The organism is Gordonia sp. NPDC003504 (assembly GCF_053587995.1).
Genome location: NZ_JBSFPC010000017.1, coordinates 59,452 through 75,268, shown reverse-complemented (window position 1 = coordinate 75,268; position 15,817 = coordinate 59,452). Strand labels below are relative to the sequence as shown.

At 66.0% G+C, this 15,817-nt stretch carries 13 protein-coding genes and 2 pseudogenes; 5 read left to right on the top strand and 10 right to left on the bottom strand.

What is annotated here, in order from left to right; translation table 11 throughout:
* Positions 1–190: 190 nt before the first annotated feature.
* Positions 191–943 carry an NRDE family protein gene (locus tag ACWDPV_RS22315; RefSeq protein ID WP_449744719.1) on the bottom strand — a complete coding sequence of 251 codons (753 nt, stop codon included), beginning with the start codon at positions 941–943 and terminating at the stop codon, positions 191–193.
* A gap of 231 nt (positions 944–1,174) precedes the next feature.
* Entirely contained in the window at positions 1,175–3,028 is a 1,854-nt protein-coding gene (locus ACWDPV_RS22310) for a putative nucleotidyltransferase substrate binding domain-containing protein (RefSeq protein ID WP_449744718.1), read from the bottom strand.
* 280 nt (positions 3,029–3,308) lie between these two features.
* Between ACWDPV_RS22310 and ACWDPV_RS22305 the strand changes: the two genes are divergently transcribed.
* Together ACWDPV_RS22305 and ACWDPV_RS22300 are read left to right on the top strand one after the other, a co-directional pair.
* Complete coding sequence (locus ACWDPV_RS22305; protein WP_449744717.1) at positions 3,309–4,808, top strand: amino acid permease; 1,500 nt, start codon at positions 3,309–3,311, stop codon at positions 4,806–4,808.
* A gap of 78 nt (positions 4,809–4,886) precedes the next feature.
* The gene (locus ACWDPV_RS22300; protein ID WP_449744716.1) at positions 4,887–5,159 is read left to right on the top strand and encodes an enoyl-CoA hydratase-related protein; all 273 of its coding nucleotides are present in this window, start codon (positions 4,887–4,889) and stop codon (positions 5,157–5,159) included.
* A 15-nt stretch (positions 5,160–5,174) separates the two neighbouring features.
* Here ACWDPV_RS22300 and ACWDPV_RS22295 read toward each other — a convergent pair.
* Positions 5,175–6,340, bottom strand: a pseudogene (locus ACWDPV_RS22295) (IS3 family transposase).
* Between the two features lie 217 nt (positions 6,341–6,557).
* On the opposite strand from ACWDPV_RS22295, the gene ACWDPV_RS22290 reads away from it, so the two are divergent.
* Together ACWDPV_RS22290 and ACWDPV_RS22285 are read left to right on the top strand one after the other, a co-directional pair.
* Complete coding sequence (locus ACWDPV_RS22290; protein WP_449744715.1) at positions 6,558–6,854, top strand: hypothetical protein; 297 nt, start codon at positions 6,558–6,560, stop codon at positions 6,852–6,854.
* A gap of 9 nt (positions 6,855–6,863) precedes the next feature.
* Positions 6,864–7,622: pseudogene (locus tag ACWDPV_RS22285) on the top strand (acyl-CoA dehydrogenase family protein); the annotation flags it as partial.
* A 374-nt stretch (positions 7,623–7,996) separates the two neighbouring features.
* Here the strand turns inward: ACWDPV_RS22285 and ACWDPV_RS22280 are convergent.
* The 3 genes from ACWDPV_RS22280 to ACWDPV_RS22270 all read right to left on the bottom strand — a co-directional run bounded on the left by ACWDPV_RS22280 (position 7,997) and on the right by ACWDPV_RS22270 (position 12,318).
* Entirely contained in the window at positions 7,997–10,279 is a 2,283-nt protein-coding gene (locus tag ACWDPV_RS22280; RefSeq protein ID WP_348808129.1) for a polyribonucleotide nucleotidyltransferase, read from the bottom strand.
* 515 nt (positions 10,280–10,794) lie between these two features.
* The gene (gene rpsO / locus ACWDPV_RS22275) at positions 10,795–11,064 is read right to left on the bottom strand and encodes a 30S ribosomal protein S15 (RefSeq protein ID WP_348803490.1); all 270 of its coding nucleotides are present in this window, start codon (positions 11,062–11,064) and stop codon (positions 10,795–10,797) included.
* Positions 11,065–11,340: 276 nt separating this feature from the next.
* Entirely contained in the window at positions 11,341–12,318 is a 978-nt protein-coding gene (locus tag ACWDPV_RS22270) for a bifunctional riboflavin kinase/FAD synthetase (RefSeq protein WP_449744714.1), read from the bottom strand.
* 204 nt (positions 12,319–12,522) lie between these two features.
* Here ACWDPV_RS22270 and ACWDPV_RS22265 point away from each other — a divergent pair, with 204 nt between their 5' ends.
* Complete coding sequence (locus ACWDPV_RS22265) at positions 12,523–13,245, top strand: metal-dependent transcriptional regulator (protein ID WP_449744713.1); 723 nt, start codon at positions 12,523–12,525, stop codon at positions 13,243–13,245.
* A gap of 39 nt (positions 13,246–13,284) precedes the next feature.
* Here ACWDPV_RS22265 and ACWDPV_RS22260 read toward each other — a convergent pair whose 3' ends face one another.
* The 4 genes from ACWDPV_RS22260 to truB all read right to left on the bottom strand — a co-directional run bounded on the left by ACWDPV_RS22260 (position 13,285) and on the right by truB (position 15,817).
* On the bottom strand, positions 13,285–13,479 hold the full coding sequence (locus ACWDPV_RS22260; protein WP_449744712.1) for a hypothetical protein: 195 nt from the start codon (positions 13,477–13,479) through the stop codon (positions 13,285–13,287).
* Positions 13,480–13,499: 20 nt separating this feature from the next.
* Positions 13,500–13,724: a hypothetical protein gene (locus ACWDPV_RS22255; protein WP_449744711.1), complete on the bottom strand. Its 225-nt coding sequence runs from the start codon at positions 13,722–13,724 to the stop codon at positions 13,500–13,502.
* A complete protein-coding gene (locus ACWDPV_RS22250; RefSeq protein WP_449744710.1) occupies positions 13,721–14,755 on the bottom strand; it encodes an oxygenase MpaB family protein in 1,035 nt (344 codons plus the stop codon). The genes ACWDPV_RS22255 and ACWDPV_RS22250 overlap by 4 nt, the downstream gene beginning before the upstream one ends.
* Before the next feature lie 132 nt (positions 14,756–14,887).
* Entirely contained in the window at positions 14,888–15,817 is a 930-nt protein-coding gene (gene truB, locus ACWDPV_RS22245) for a tRNA pseudouridine(55) synthase TruB (RefSeq protein WP_449744709.1), read from the bottom strand.

The window sequence follows — 15,817 nt, the reverse complement described above, 5'->3', positions numbered from 1 at the left end:
GGCCGCGATCTCCGCGGCCACCGCCGACACGGTGATCAGCAGATTCTTCGGATTCACCGCGGCCATCGCGACGCCGAGCGCGCATGCCTTGACCACGCCGGCGCCCGCACGGGCGGTATTCCATCGTCATGGGATTCACGGTATGCGCCAAGTTGTCGCCCTGGGCGGAACCGGCGTTACCCGCGTGCGGTCAGAAATCGATCGCGACGGTCTGCGGTTGCTGTCCACGCGGATACCGGCGTTCGGTGATGTCACCGTGGCCGTCATATCCGATGCGCACGACAGTGCTTGCGCGCGTACCGTAGTCGCCGCTGTCGACGAACATCGGTGACAGCGCACGCTCCTGTTCGAGTGACACCCCGGTGTGTGGCAACGCCGCATCATCGGCAATCACGGTGTCATGCAAAATGTCCAGCAGGCGATCGGGTGCGGCCTCGAGATGGGCGCCCACCGCGGTCACCCCGCGGGTGACCTTGGGCCATGGCTCATCGAGCAGCCCGTTCGACAATCCGTGGATGCCCGGCTCGACGCGGCACAGCTGCGGATCGGGATGATTTGTCGCCCAGTAGATGTCGTCTCCGTCGTCGAGAAGGAGGTTCACCGGCGCGTAGTCGGGTGCGTGCTCGACGAAGTCGCCTGCCGATGCGCGAGCCATCTGCCCGGAGATCAGGAAGTCGACGGGCAGCGCCCCACGTGAGCGCTTGTCCGGCATCGGTTGGGCGATGCCGTCGCGGACGTTGGTGACCGCAGCCAGACGCCGGGCGCCGACGGTGGACACACCCATCCAGGTTCCGCCGGCCTGAAGGTCACGTCCACCGATGATCGGCAGGTCGGGCCAGGCGTGAACCGGTTCAGTACTGCGCGTGAAGAACTCGTCCCGGTTGGCCGCCAGGATCAGCCGGTGGTATGGGGAGGCGTCGACGGCGAACAAGATCAGGCACACACCGTCGAGGCTACCGGGTGTACCGGTGGGCCCCACCCCGCCACCGAGTATGGTGCGCCAGAGCACAGCCCGATCTGAGAGCAGGGTGATGGCGCTGGGTTCGGTTGGGGGTGAGCGGGTTTCGTTGTCGGCTCGCGAGGACTCCTTGCGTTGAGCTCCGTCGAAACGACACGCTCCTCCGCTATCGCTCCGGACCGGCTCGACCGGCGGGCGCGGCGAAGCGGCACCCGATCACCGCTCGGTGCCGGCTCCCCAATCCTCCACCGGCGCGTACTGCGCGACATTGCCCATCCGGCGTTGCACCGCGGAGATCTCGCGCACAGCCTGAGCGAGCAGGCTCCGGTCCAGCGGCGAGAGTCGACGCAGAGTGATGACGTCCGAAGGGTCTTCCCGCCGTTCGATCTGCTCGAGTTGATAGCGCAGTCGGATCCGTTGCAGCACATCGAAGACCTCGACGAGGGTCGTTGCGGCGTCACCGCCGAGGACCTCCGACGCACCGGCATCACACAACCTCGATCGGGTGTCGAGTTCGACGGACCCGACCGCGAGGGCACCCCACCGCGCGATGTTCACCAGGGGCGTGAGGGCGTGCCGCTTGATGTCGACTGTGCCGGTGCGGCGTGCGAGCACGTCGCGCATCGACCGCAGTCGCGCCGGCGTCGACAGCGCTTCGGCGAGCAGCATGCGCAAGGTCGCCGGATGCGATCGCAGGTCACCGAACACCTCCGCGACCGCAGTCAGTCCCGGGTCGCCCCAGATCGGACGCCCATCGAGGAGCAGCGAGGTGAAGATCATGCCCTTGTTGTCGGCGGGGGCATCGAGCCAGGTCCGCGCGGCGGCCCGCCACTGACTGTGTGTGCGGGTGAACAGCGGCATCGACGCGATGGCACCGTTGGTGTCGACCCGCATCCCGGCACCACGCAGAACTGTGTCGACCTCGGCGAATGCGCCCCGATACCTGGCGATCTCGTCTGCGCCCAGGTCGTCGGCCAACGAGACCGCGCTGTCGACGTCGGAACTGAGCACCGGCTCGCGACGGGCGTTGCTCCCCAGCGACAGCCAAGTCATCGCCTGGGGATCCAACTCGGGCGCTGCAGTGAACACCAATTCGATCGCGCGTCGCATCACCGCGTCGTGGACAAGGGAGAGCACCCGGGTGATCTCGGCAGCCGGTTGTCCGCCGCGCACCAGGTCACCGACGAGGTACGGCATCCGGCGCGCCCGCTCCTGCAGTTCCGTGACCGTTGTCGACTCGGCCACCTGTCGGCGCAACGTCATGCTCGGACCCGCAGGCACCGCGACGAAATCGGTGGGCACCACTACCCCACGGAGTTCACCGCCCGGACCGGTCACCGGAACGCAGCCGAGCCCGCGGTCGACGATGAGCGTGAGCACCTCGGCGGCAGAGGCATCGATACGCACGGTGACGGCCGGGAAACTCATCACCTCGCCGATCGGCGTGGTCACACCGCGGCCCGCGGCGACGCACCGAACGCGGATGTCGCGGTCGGTGAGGACCCCGAATCGTCCGTTCGGCGCGGGGATCACGATGTAGGGCTGACCAGCGGCGGTCATGCGTTCGGCGGCGGTGGCCACCGACTCCTCGGCCGATGCCACGACCGGGATCGAGCTGATCAACTCTTCGACGGTCCCCTGCCCGGCAGTCGTCGGCACCACTCGTCGCCGGCTCGAAGACAGTTGCCCCGCCAGGAACCTCGCTCCCGCAAGACCCGAGAACAGTGGGCGCACAGCATCTTCGGGAATCTGACAGACCCGAACCGGCCCCGCCGCGACGGCGATCGGGCCCTCACGTTCGCGCGTCAACAGCGAGGAGTATCCGAAAATCCCACCGGGACCGAGGATTTCATCCGGCCCGTCGGCGCCGGGCTCTGGGTGGTTGAAGATCTCGACCTGCCCGGCGAGCACCACCCACAGCAGGTGGGTGACCGCGGTGAACCCGTTGACGATCTGGGCGCCTGATTCGAAGGAGACGACCGTGGCACGCGATGCAATGCTCCCGAGTTCGTCGTCGGACAGTGAGTCCAGCGGTGGGTGCGATCCCAACGCTGCCGCGAGATCGTCCACACCCCATCCTTCGTGTCGATTGCACGTCCCGAATCAGGATAGGTCACGTCGCGACCGGCCGCGGATTCCGAAATGCCCGAAATGTCGCCACCAGTAACGTGCCAGCGCACGATCGTAATGATCGGGCAACATCTGTTACCTAGCTTCGCTTGACGGACAGCGTCCACGCTCGTCCGAAGTCCGCATTTCCGGCGACCCCGGTTCTGCGCATGCCGTACCCACCGCTCGCGGTATGTCGCAGTCGCCGAGCCGCGAGGAAGATCAACCCCACGAGGAATTGATGACCGAAACAACGACCCCACATGCCCATCTGGCCGCCGAACAGGTCGGCTACAAACAGGAGTTGGGCCGACGTCACGTCCAGATGATCGCCATCGGAGGTGCGATCGGAACCGGCTTGTTCCTGGGTTCGGCCACGCGTCTGCATTCCGTCGGCCCGGCGCTGCTGTTCAGCTATGCGTTCGCCGGACTCGTCGCCTACTTCCTCATGCGGGCCCTCGGTGAACTCGTCCTGCACCGCTCGACCAGCGGCGCGTTCGTCTCCTACATGCGGGAATTCTTCGGCGAGAAGGCCGCTTACGTCACCGGCTGGATGTACTGGCTCAACTGGGCACTGACCGGCATCGCCGAATTGTCCGCCGTCGGCGTCTACATGAAGTTCTGGTTCCCGGGACTACCCAACGCGGTGAGTGCGCTCATCGCCCTGGTGGTCGTGCTGGCGATCAATCTGCTCTCGGCAAAAGCGTTCGGCGAGTTCGAGTTCTGGGCAAGCATCCTGAAGGTCGGCGCGATCGTTCTGTTCCTGGTTGTCGGTATCGTCGTGGTGGTCGGCGGCATCCACGTCGGCACCACCCAGGCCGGGATCTCCAACCTGTGGTCCAACGGCGGATTCTGGCCGACCGCGGATCCGTACGCCTGGTACGGGCCGATCCTGGTACTCAGCGGTGTCGTGTTCGCATACGCCGCGATCGAACTCGTCGGGGTCGCGGCCGGCGAGATGCAGAATCCCGAACGGGAGGTCCCCAAGGCGGTCAATGCCGTCATCTTCCGCATCGGCGTGTTCTACTGCGGATCGATCCTGCTGCTGGCCTGCATGCTGCCCACCTCCGAGTACGGTACGAACGCCGCAGGCGACGTGGAGAGCCCGTTCGTGACGGTGTTCTCCAGGCTGGGCATGGGCTGGATGGGTGGCGTTATCAACGCGGTGCTCATCGTCGCCGCCATGAGTTCGCTGAACTCGGGTCTGTACTCCACCGGCCGTGTGCTGCGCAGTCTCGGAATGTCCAAGCAGGCACCGGAAGTGATGACCCGGATGAGTGGCTCCGGTGTGCCGTGGATCGGCATCGGTGTGACTGCGATCGTCTACTGCCTCGGCGTCATCCTCAACATTCTGATGCCGGGCGAGGCCTTCGACATCGCCTTGGAGGCCGCGTCACTGGGCATCGTGTTCACCTGGGGCACCATCTTCGCGTGCCAGCTCCGACTGCGGCAGTTGGTGAATCGAGGAGTGATCCCGAAGAGTCCGTTCCAGGCGCCCGGGTACCCGTATACCTCGATCTTCGGACTCGTCTTCCTCGTCGGCGTCATCGTGGCGCTGGCGATCTCCGGCTGGCTCTCCTCCCCGAACCTCGGCGAGAAGACCGACTTCTGGGTGGTGGTCGGTGGGATTCCGCTCATCGCGGTCCTGATGATCGGTGGCTGGTATCTGATCCGGGGCAACGTCAACGATCACACCGGAGGCAAGATCGGTCCGGCCTGGGTGAGTACCAAGTCCGAGTGAGCCCTCGCTCGAGTCCGCTCGAGCTGACGGGACCCACGTCAACACCGCGGCCCCCGACCACGATGGTCGGGGGCCGCGGTGCTTCGTCAGGAACGATCACGCGTCGGAGGCTTCCTTCTCGGCCGGGGCCTCGTACGAGGCGTCCTCGTCCACCGTTGCCAGGCTGACCTTGCCGCGCTCGTCGATATCGGCGCCGCCGCCCTGCAGTGGGGCCTGGTGAACCGGGTCGTCCCCCACGCCGAGGTCCTTGAGTCAGCCATCGCCCTTGCCGAAACCATCGCCGCCAACGCCCCGGTCGCGGTCGCCGCCAGCAAGCGCATCATTTATCACAAGGGACTGCTGCACGATTAGGTGACAGTTGCGGTGTCATGCCGCTGAGGCGGCTGTGTTGATGATGGTCTCGTATTCGATCGGGGTCAACCGGCTGAGGCGGACCTGACGGCGCCGGCGGTGGTAGGTCCGTTCGATCCACGTGACGATCGCCATCCGTAGTTCCTCGCGAGTCGCCCACCGTTGCCGGTCAAGGACGTTGCGCTGCAGCAGCGCGAAGAACGATTCCATCGCGGCGTTGTCACCGGCAGCTCCGACCCGCCCCATGGACCCGACCAGACCATGTCGATTCACCGCGGACACGAACTTACGGGACCGGAACTGAGAACCCCTGTCCGAGTGGATGATACAGCCCGACACATCGCCCTTTCGGCGGGTAACGGCGTTGTTGAATGCGGTCACGGCGAGACGGGACTGCATGCGGGAGTCGATACTGTACCCAACGATCCGCCCCGAGCAGGCATCTTTGATCGCGCAGAGGTAGAGCTTGCCCTCGTCGGTCCAGTGCTCGGTGATATCGGTCAACCACAATTCGTTCGGTGTGTCGGCGGTGAAGTCGCGTTCGACCAGATCGTCATGCACCGGTGGGCCGGGCCTCTTCCCGCCCCGGCCTCGTTTCTTGCCGAACCTCGACCACCAGCCGTTCCCGTGGCAGATCCGCCACGCCGTCCGCGCACTCATGCTCTGGCCAGCAGCTTCGGCCTCATCAGCGAGGAACCGGTACCCGAACTCCGGGTCATCACGATGAGCGTTGAACAGCGCGTTCGCGCGCTCCGCTACGACCCGCTCGGCGGTGGTGACCGGGTCGGTCAGCCACCGGTAGTACGGCTGGCGGGAGAGCTTGAGCACCCGGCACGTCACCGCGACGGGAATCCCGTCCGCGGCGAGCTCTTTCACGAGCGGGTAGATCCTTTTCCCGGTAGGTTCGCCTGCGACAGATACGCCGCCGCCCGCCGCAACACCTCATTCTCCTGCTCCAACAGGCGGATTCGTTAGTTCGCTTCCCGCAGTTCCGCCGCCTGACCAGAAGTCATCCCGGGTTTGTTGCCGTCATCGATATCGGCGCGTCGCATCCACTTCTGCAAGGTCATCGGGTGTACCCCGAAGTCTTTAGCGATCTGCTCGATCGTCACACCGCTCTCGCGGTCGCGGGCAACCCGGACCACGTCATCACGGAACTCTTTCGGATAGGGCTTGGCCACGATAGTCATCCTTCCAGACCTGCCCTCCCGGGCAAGCCAGATCAGATGTCACCTATCGGTGCAGCAGACCCCAATCTCGCCCTGGGCTCCGACTGGGATCGGGAAGTCTGGGCATATAGCGACGCACAAACCCGAACGGTCATCAAGAGCGCGGATGCACAAGAAGGACCGCGGGCTTTCATCGAACGGCGAGCACCGAACTGGGTAGGCCGCTGACATGAGTGAGGCATCCATCGCCACCATCGCCGGACTCGGGCTGACCGAGGTTGGAAAGGTCTACGGGCGCAGCGCAAGCGATTTCGCTGCTGACGCGGCGCGTCGCGCCACCGCCGACGCCGGGATGCAGCTTGGCGACATCGACGGACTGTTGGTCACCCCCGGCACCCAGGGGCGCCCCAACCTGACGCTCCAGAAACTGCTTGGCCTGCGGGTGATCCGTCCCGGGGTTTCCGGAGGGCTCCTCTCAAGGGAGGATGAAACCTATGGCAGCAGGATCGAAGCGGTACTCGGCTGAGTTGAAGCGACAAAGGCGGTGCGCGACGGCGACAGCTTCGTGGTCAACGGTGCCAAGACCTACATCACCTCGGGAACGCGTGCCGACTACGTCACGACGGTCGTCCGTACCGGCGACTCCGGTCACGGCGGACTGTCGCTACTCGTGGTGGACACCGACACGCCCGGATTCTCGGTGACGAGTGCCCTGCCCAAGATGGGGTGCCTGTGCTCGGATACCGCCGAACTCTCCTACCAGGATGTGCGGGTTCCAGCAGCGAATCTTGTCGGCCCGGAAGGAACTGCCTTCACACAGCTGATGACTCGCCTCGACGGCGAGCGACTCCAACTCGCGGTTCAGGCATACGCCACGGCCCAGCGAGCCATCGATGTGACGATTCCGTGGGTTCGCCAGCGTTCGACCTTCGGCCGGCCCCTGGCAGCACGTCAGGTGATCCGCCACAAACTAGCCGAAATGACCCGTCAAACGGTCGCCGCGCGCACCTTCGTGCGCGACATCGCCGCACGCTTTGTCGACGGACAACGAGTGTCTGCGGAGGTGGCGATGGCCAAAAACACCGCCGTGGCCGCGTGCGACCACGTCGTCAACGAGGCCGTGCAGATCTTCGGTGGCATGGGATACATCCGTGAGACGGAGGTCGAGCGCCTCTATCGCGATGCCCGTATCCTTGGCATCGGCGGTGGATCGAACGAGATCATGAATGAGATCATCAGCAAATCACTGGGATTGAGCCAGTCGGGACAACGCGGCGCCGCACCAGAAGCGTGAGCCGACGAACCGGTCCACACCCCCTCGAGTTGGACGGGGCGCCGATCGCGGGTCAGGTGTTCGACCCGGACCGGTCGAACACCGCCATGATGATCCGATTCGGATCGGCCGGCCTACTCGGTCCACCCGGTCGCCCCACGGCCGACCGATATCGGTCAAGGATCGCCCGCACCGCTTCCGCGGCGCACCCGCCACGACGGCGTTGTTCACCGGCACCGGCATCGATCAGCCGCGCCCAATGGGCACCGAAGTGACCACGATCCCCTGAAACGACATGATCGTCGCAACCCCCCCATCTGAGGGGTGTTGCGACGATCATGTGAGCCTGCCCGAGGCCGCCGGGGTCCGCGGGCGAGCGTCGGCGATGCCGACGATCAGGCGTCGGCGGTCGCCTTCTCGGCGGGGGCCTCGGACTTGGCGTCCTCGTCCACCGGCACCAGGCTGATCTTGCCGCGCTCGTCGATATCGGCGATCTCTACACGCAGCTTCGATCCGACGTTCACGACGTCTTCGACCTTGTTGATGCGCTTGCCCTTACCGAGCTTGGAGATGTGCACCAGGCCGTCGCGACCCGGCAGCAGCGACACGAACGCACCGAATGCGGTGGTCTTGACGACGGTGCCGAGGAACCGCTCGCCCACCTTCGGCAGCTGCGGGTTGGCGATGGCGTTGACCTTATCGATCGCGGCCTGCGCCGACTCGCCGTCGGAGGCGCCGATGAACACGGTGCCGTCGTCCTCGATGGAGATGTTGGCGCCGGTGTCCTCGGTGATGCCGTTGATGGTCTTGCCCTTGGGGCCGATCAGCTCACCGATCTTGTCCATCGGGATCTTGATGGTGGTGATCCGCGGGGCGTACGGGCTCATCTCGTCGGGCTCGTCGATCGCCTCGGCCATCACGTCCAGGATCGTCAGACGCGCATCCTTGGCCTGGCTCAGCGCACCGGCCAGCACCTGGCTGGGGATGCCGTCGAGCTTGGTGTCGAGCTGCAGGGCGGTGACGAAGTCCTTGGTGCCGGCGACCTTGAAGTCCATGTCGCCGAAGGCATCTTCGGCGCCGAGGATGTCGGTCAGTGCGACATAACGGGTTTCGCCGTCAACGGTGTCGGACACCAGACCCATGGCGATGCCGGCAACCGGGGCGCGAAGCGGCACACCGGCATTCAACAGCGACATGGTGGAGGCGCACACCGACCCCATCGAGGTGGAACCGTTGGAGCCCAACGCCTCGGAGACCTGACGGATGGCGTACGGGAACTCCTCGACGCTCGGGATGACCGGCACCAGGGCACGTTCGGCGAGCGCACCGTGGCCGATCTCACGACGCTTGGGCGACCCGACGCGACCGGTCTCACCGGTCGAATACGGCGGGAAGTTGTAGTGGTGCATGTAGCGCTTGGAGGTTTCCGGCGTCAGCGAGTCGATCTGCTGGGCCATCTTCACCATGTCGAGGGTGGTGACGCCCAGAATCTGGGTCTCGCCACGCTCGAACAGCGCGCTGCCGTGGGCGCGCGGGATGACCGCGACCTCCGCCGACAGCGACCGGATGTCGGTGATGCCGCGGCCGTCGATGCGGAAGTGGTCGGTCAGGATGCGCTGACGCACCAGCTTCTTGGTGACCGAGCGGTAGGCCGCGCCGATCTCCTTCTCGCGTCCCTCGAACTGATCGCCGAGCTGGTCGAGGATCTGCGCCTTGAGTTCGTCGGTCTTCTCGTCGCGTTCCTTCTTGCCGGCGATGGTGAGGATCTGGCTCAGCTGCTCGCTCGCGGCGGCGGAGACGGCGTCGAAGACGTCGGTCTCATACGGCGGGAAGAGCGGGAACTCGGCGGTCGCCTTGGCGGCGGCGTCGGCGAGCGACTTCTGTGCCTCGCAGAGACGGGCGATGAACGGCTTGGCGGCCTCGAGGCCCTCGGCGACGATCGACTCGGTCGGCGCCTGGGCGCCACCGGCGATGAGGTCGATGACGTTCTCGGTGGCCTCGGCCTCGACCATCATGATCGCGACGTCGGCGGTGTCGCCGGACCCACCCACGATGCGCCCGGCGACGACCATGTCGAACACGGCGCCCTCGAGCTGCTCCACGGTCGGGAAGGCGACCCACTGGCCGGCCTTGTTCTCCTCGGTGGGGATGAGCGCGACGCGCACACCGCCGACCGGGCCGGAGAACGGCAGTCCGGCGAGCTGGGTGGAGGCCGACGCGGCGTTGATAGCGACGACGTCGTAGAGGTCCTTCGGGTCGAGCGAGAGGATGGTGACGACCACCTGGATCTCGTTGCGCAGGCCGTCGACGAAGGACGGACGCAGCGGACGGTCGATCAGGCGGCAGGTGAGGATGGCGTCGGTGGACGGGCGGCCCTCGCGACGGAAGAACGAACCGGGGATACGCCCGGCGGCATACATCCGCTCCTCGACGTCGACGGTCAGCGGGAAGAAGTCGAAATGCTCCTTCGGGTGCTTGGACGCCGCAGTGGTCGACAGCAGCATGGTGTCGTCGTCGAGGTAGGCGGTCACCGAGCCGGCGGCCTGCAGCGCGAGGCGCCCGGTCTCGAATCGGATGGTGCGAGTACCGAAGCTGCCGTTGTCAATGACGGCAGTGGCCTCGGTGATGGCTTCGTCGTAGTCGTCGGCGAAGTCGTCGGTGGTGGTCACATCTGACATGTGGGGTGGTGATCCCTTCGTTGCGGCCGCGTCGTGCGGCCGTGGGGTGGCCGCGTCCGCGCGGCCTTCGTTATACGGCTGTGGGCCTGCCACGACGTGCACGCAGAACACCTGTCCTGTGAATCCCCGGATCGGGGTGCACGTGTGCATCAGCCCCGGAACTGCCGGGAAGAGAAATCGTCGGCGGGAGGCGATCGGCGCACTCGTTGCGCACCGCGTGTGCTCAGACGGCCTTCGATCGAAGCGGCCGGAAACTTCTGTCCTACGACCCATTCGTGCGGGTCACGTTCCGGCGGCCACTACCGAAAACCGATCTGGCTCGTCATCGCTTCCGTGCGTCAAATCTTCGTCACGGGCAACGTTCCGTTGGTCAGTTTATCACTGCCGATATGACGAACCGGCCACCTCCAGCGGAGATGACCGGTTCGCGGTGTCTGGTGTTCGCTCAGCGACGGTGTCGAAGGTCGCTCAGCGACAGTGCCGACAGGTCGCTCAGCGACGGTGTCGAAGGTCGCTCAGCGACGCAGGCCGAGACGCTCGATCAGCGAGCGGTAACGGTTGATGTCGACCTTGGCGACGTACTTGAGCAGGCGGCGACGACGGCCGACCAGCAGCAGCAGACCACGACGGCTGTGGTGATCATGCTTGTGGGTCTTGAGGTGCTCGGTGAGGTCGGTGATGCGCTTGGTCAGCAGCGCCACCTGGGCCTCGGGGGAACCGGTGTCGGTCTCGTGCAGGCCGTACTCGGTGAGGATGGTCTTCTTCTCGGCAGCAGTCAGCGCCATGGAATTACTCCTGTTTCTCAGTACCGCGTCAACTTCAGATCCTGCGAACCCGCCCACCCGGACGGTTCGTCGGCGGCGTGCCACCGCGGACTGCAGCAACGCCGAGAGACAAATTTACCAGCGGAGAAGTGGTGTACCCAAATCGGTGGTCAGGACCCGTTGCACCACGGCATGTGGCGTGGCTCGGAGTAGAGCCACCAAAAAACTGCGACCGCAAGCACTCCGAGCACGACAGAAAGAACTCCGGAGACCCGGAGTCCGGTTGTCGACGTCAACTCAGTCGGTCTCGGCGCTGTCGGCTGCCAGCAGCACCCGCGTCTTGTCGACGTCGTCGGCGATGGCCTTGATCAGGCCGTCAATGCTGTCGAAGGGTTCCATCGGGCGGATGTGGCTGACGAAGTCGACGGCGACCTGCTGGCCGTAGAGGTCGGCGCTGGTGTCGAGGACGAAGGCCTCCACGGTGCGGGTACGCCCGGAGAATGTCGGATTGGTGCCCACCGACACGGCGGCCTGATACCGCTCCCCCGGCACCACCTGGCCGACGACGGGTCCGGCGCCGAGCACCGTGAACCACGCGGCGTACACGCCGTCGGCGGGGATGGCGGCATGCATCGGGGGTGCGACATTGGCTGTCGGATAACCCAATTCGCGACCCCGGCCGTCACCGCGGACGACGACCCCCTCGACCCGGTGCGGCCGGCCGAGCGCCTCGGCGGCCCGCTCGACGTCGCCGGCGGCCACACAGGAGCGGATGTAGGTCGACGAGTAGGTGACCGCATGCTCGCCGAACAGCGAGATCGCCTGCACCTCGAACCCGAACTTCGCACCGAGTTCGGCGAGTTTGGCGACATCACCGGCGGCCTTCTTGCCGAAGGTGAAGTTCGCGCCGACCACCACGTCGGCGGCGTGCAGTCGTTCCACCAGGATGTCGTGCGCGAAGTCCTTGGGTGTCCGCGACGCAAGTTCGGGTGTGAACGGCATGACACAGAACACGTCGATGCCCAGCTGCTCGGCGAGTTCGGCACGTCGGGTCAGCGTGGTCAGTTGCGGCGGGTGGTTGCCGGCGCGCACCACCTCGGCGGGGTGCGGATCGAACGTCATCAGCACCGCGGGCACACCCCGGTCGTGCGCGGCCCGCGTCGCGGCACCGATCAACTCGGCATGACCACGATGGACCCCGTCGAACACACCGATCGTCACCACGCAACGCCCCCAGTCCGCGGGCACATCGTCCAGACCTCGCCAACGCAACACGCCGACCAGACTACGACGCGACGGCGCACCAAACCAGCACCGCCTCCCCGGATGAACCCGGCGTGACGTAGTCGTTCGACACCGGTGAACCGGACATGGCGAGACCGGCGGCACACACGGTGCGGCGCGGGCGATCACTCCGTGATCCACACAGTGGGAGCGTCGGCTTCGCCGTTGGTGCGACGGCGTCCTAAGCTTGCCGATATGCCCACCAAAGGAGCGTCCACGCCGCGCCGAGGCACCGGCGCCGAACAGGCGGTGGCGGAGCTGTCGACGGTGACCCAGGACTATCTGAAGGTGATCTGGACCTCACAGGAATGGGCCGAGGTCAAGGTCACCACGAAGCTGCTCGCCGACAAGATGGGCGTGTCGGCGTCCACGGCATCGGAATCGATCCGCAAACTCGCCGATCAGGGCCTGGTGTCCCATGAGCGCTACGGCGCGGTGACGCTCACCGAATCCGGCCGCACCGCAGCCGTTCTCATGGTCCGACGGCATCGCCTGCTGGAAACCTTCCTGGTCCGCGAGCTCGGCTACAGCTGGGACGAGGTGCACGACGAGGCCGAGGTCCTCGAGCATGCGGTGTCCGACCGGCTGATGGCGCGACTCGACGCCAAGCTGGGCCATCCCAACCGCGACCCCCACGGTGATCCGATCCCGGCCGTCGACGGTTCGGTCCCGACCCCCGATGCCGATTCGCTTGCCGATCTCGACGTCGGCGCGTCGGGAACCGTGGCACGGATCTCCGACGACGACCCGGAGATGCTGCGCTACTTCGACGAGGTCGGCGTGGCGCTCGACTGCCGGGTGACGGTGACCGGCAAACGACCGTTCGCCGGGACGATCTCGATTTCCATCGACGACGGCGACGCCCTGGACATCGGGGACATCGCGGCCCGCGCGATCTTCCTCGTGCCGACGCCCTGACGACGGATCACCGAGCCGGACAATCCCTTTCGGACGGCGTCAGGAACCGTTGATCGCGTCGACGATGGCCGGGATCGACACGACGAACCAGGCCACGAGCGCAATGGCCACCGCACCGACCGCGATCACCACCAACCACGCCAGGGCGCGGACGATCGGTCCCCCGGGGCCCTGTCCGAGCAGGATTTTCACGAACTCGACGAACAGGTCGATGAGCCGTACCAGTGTCATCATCAGTGTGTCTCCGGGCGGTTTCAGGTCATTGTGACGTTGGCGAACGTCAGCACGGGCCAGCACACGATCGCTCCGAGGAAGGAGACGACCTTGTCGACCGGGTTGTCGATGTCGGCAAGATGCGCGGTGTGGGTCAAGGTCCACACCACGCCGATGATTCCGTAGGGGATGCCGATGAGGATGAGGGCTCCGAGGATCTCGGAGACCTTCATCTGGTGGTCGAGGATGCGGTTGATGGTCTTCATGTCACCAGATCCCTTCCGGTGCGGATCCGATGTCGCAGGTCACCCATCCCCAGGTGGAAGGCCCAGAATCGAAGTGGTTGCGGCAGAAAACGATTGGTGAAGCCGACGAACAGGAAGAGATTGTCGAAGCGCCGCTGATCGATGGGTCGCCACTGCAGCCCCATCCGCTCGCGGAATACCGGCGCGAGTGAGCCGATCGTCAGGAACCGCAAGAGGCCGCGCAGGGGGTACCGCATCAGCGGGGTGACCATCTTGAGGTCGATCAACCGGTTGAGGAACTCTCGCTGCATCTCGTCGTAGGCGATCCGCTCACACGCCACGTTCCAGAAGTGTTCGAAGTCGGCGCGCGTGGCCGGCCACATGTCGTCGGGCACCTGCAGCGTGGTGCCGAGCGGGCGGGCACTCTGGTAGAACTCCTCGGCCTGCTCGGGGGTCATCTTTCCGAACAGCAGCTGGTGGGTGTCCTCGAAACCGATGAACAGACACGCCGCGACCCACATCTGCAGTTCCCGGTCGAAGACGTTGTACTTCACCGGTGAGGATTCGGTGCTGCACACGTGGCGGTGGGCCGAGTTCACCGCCTCCCGGTAGGCGGCGCGCTCCTCCTCGGTGCCGAGAATGGCCACGGCGAGGTACTGGGCGGTGGTGCGTAGGCGCTTCCACGGGTGCACCATCAGTGCCCCGGATTCGACGCGGGATTCCATCACGCCGTAGCCCACTTCCGGCCAACCCAGTTGCATCGCGACGTTCGCGGCCGCACCGGCAGCCGCCCACCCGTCGAGGGCTTCCTGAATCCGCTGCCCGGCGTGCTCCGCGCTGGTGGCACGCCGTGGGGTGGCGATGGAGATGCGGGTCTGTTCCGTGGTCAACCGCGCAATGGTGTTCTGCCAGTCCGTGAGGTACCGGCCGGTCGCCGGTCGCACGGATTCGGCGACGCCCGGCCGGACAACGGCCACCTCGGAGCCGTCGTTACCCGCGTCCTGACCTGCATCATCGCTGTTGGCGTCACCGCGTCGCCGGTGCCGACCCATCGACCTCGTCATCCTGCGCCCCCGATCTGGATACGTACGTGATCAGAATAGTCGACAGCGCACGACGACGTGACGCCGGTCATGAATGCCGAGGGGTCGGCGCACCTCACATGTGAACTGGCGTGTGCGGTGTCAGCGCAGCGTAGCCGGTCGCACCACCATCACCGAACTCGCCCGACGGCCCTTCTCCTCGATGAGCGCGATCGCCTGTCCGGACGGATCGACGGCGACGTGGATTCCGGTCAGGCCGATCGGCCGCAGCCACCGCCCCTGTGAGATGGATTCGGCCTCGTCGTCGTCGATGTCGCGCCGCGGGAACGACAACAGGGCCGCCTCGTCAATCGTCAGCGACAGTCGTGGGGTCTCGGCGAGATCGTCGAGCGTGCGGGAATGCTCGAGCGTGAACGGCCCCACCGCGGTGCGCCGCAGGGCGGTGAGATGTCCGCCCGCGCCCAGCGCCGCCCCGAGATCGCGTGCCAGCGAACGGATGTAGGTGCCGGCTGAACAGTCGACCTCGACGTCGAGGTCGAGGAACGCGCCTCCGGGGTAGGCCTCATCGGCCGCAACGTCGACGCGGCGGCGGTCACGAATCTCGAAGCGCGACACCACCACCGGACGCGCCTCGAGGTCGAAGTCGGCTCCGGTGCGCACCAGGGCGTGCGCACGTCGGCCGTCGACCTTGATGGCGCTGACCTTGGCCGGCACCTGTTGGATGTCGCCGGTGAGATCTGCGACGGCGGCATCGACAGCCTCGTCGGTGATCGCCTCGACCGCGCCGCGGGAGATGATTTGCCCCTCGCGGTCATCGGTGTCGGTGGCCGCGCCCAGCCGGATGGTGGCGGTGTAACTCTTGGTGGTCAACGACAACAGCCCGAGAAGCTTTGTCGCCCTCTCGATTCCGACCACGAGCACACCGGTCGCCATCGGGTCGAGGGTGCCCGCGTGACCGACCCGGCGGGTGTTGAAGATCTTGCGGCACCGAGCGACGACGTCGTGGCTGGTGATCCCGGCGGTCTTGTCGACGATGACCAGACCGGCGTTTTCGATCGATGCGTCGGCCAT

What these genes read in the sequence shown, in the direction of transcription:
- ACWDPV_RS22305 (WP_449744717.1), top strand. Translation starts at nt 3,309, where the DNA reads ATGACCGAAACAACGACCCCACATGCCCATCTGGCCGCCGAACAGGTC.
- ACWDPV_RS22290 (WP_449744715.1), top strand. Translation starts at nt 6,558, where the DNA reads ATGAGTGAGGCATCCATCGCCACCATCGCCGGACTCGGGCTGACCGAG.
- ACWDPV_RS22280 (WP_348808129.1), bottom strand. Translation starts at nt 10,279, where the DNA reads ATGTCAGATGTGACCACCACCGACGACTTCGCCGACGACTACGACGAA.
- rpsO (WP_348803490.1), bottom strand. Translation starts at nt 11,064, where the DNA reads ATGGCGCTGACTGCTGCCGAGAAGAAGACCATCCTCACCGAGTACGGC.
- ACWDPV_RS22265 (WP_449744713.1), top strand. Translation starts at nt 12,523, where the DNA reads ATGCCCACCAAAGGAGCGTCCACGCCGCGCCGAGGCACCGGCGCCGAA.
- ACWDPV_RS22260 (WP_449744712.1), bottom strand. Translation starts at nt 13,479, where the DNA reads ATGATGACACTGGTACGGCTCATCGACCTGTTCGTCGAGTTCGTGAAA.
- ACWDPV_RS22255 (WP_449744711.1), bottom strand. Translation starts at nt 13,724, where the DNA reads ATGAAGACCATCAACCGCATCCTCGACCACCAGATGAAGGTCTCCGAG.
- ACWDPV_RS22250 (WP_449744710.1), bottom strand. Translation starts at nt 14,755, where the DNA reads ATGGGTCGGCACCGGCGACGCGGTGACGCCAACAGCGATGATGCAGGT.
- truB (WP_449744709.1), bottom strand. Translation starts at nt 15,817, where the DNA reads ATGGCCGACGCATCGATCGAAAACGCCGGTCTGGTCATCGTCGACAAG.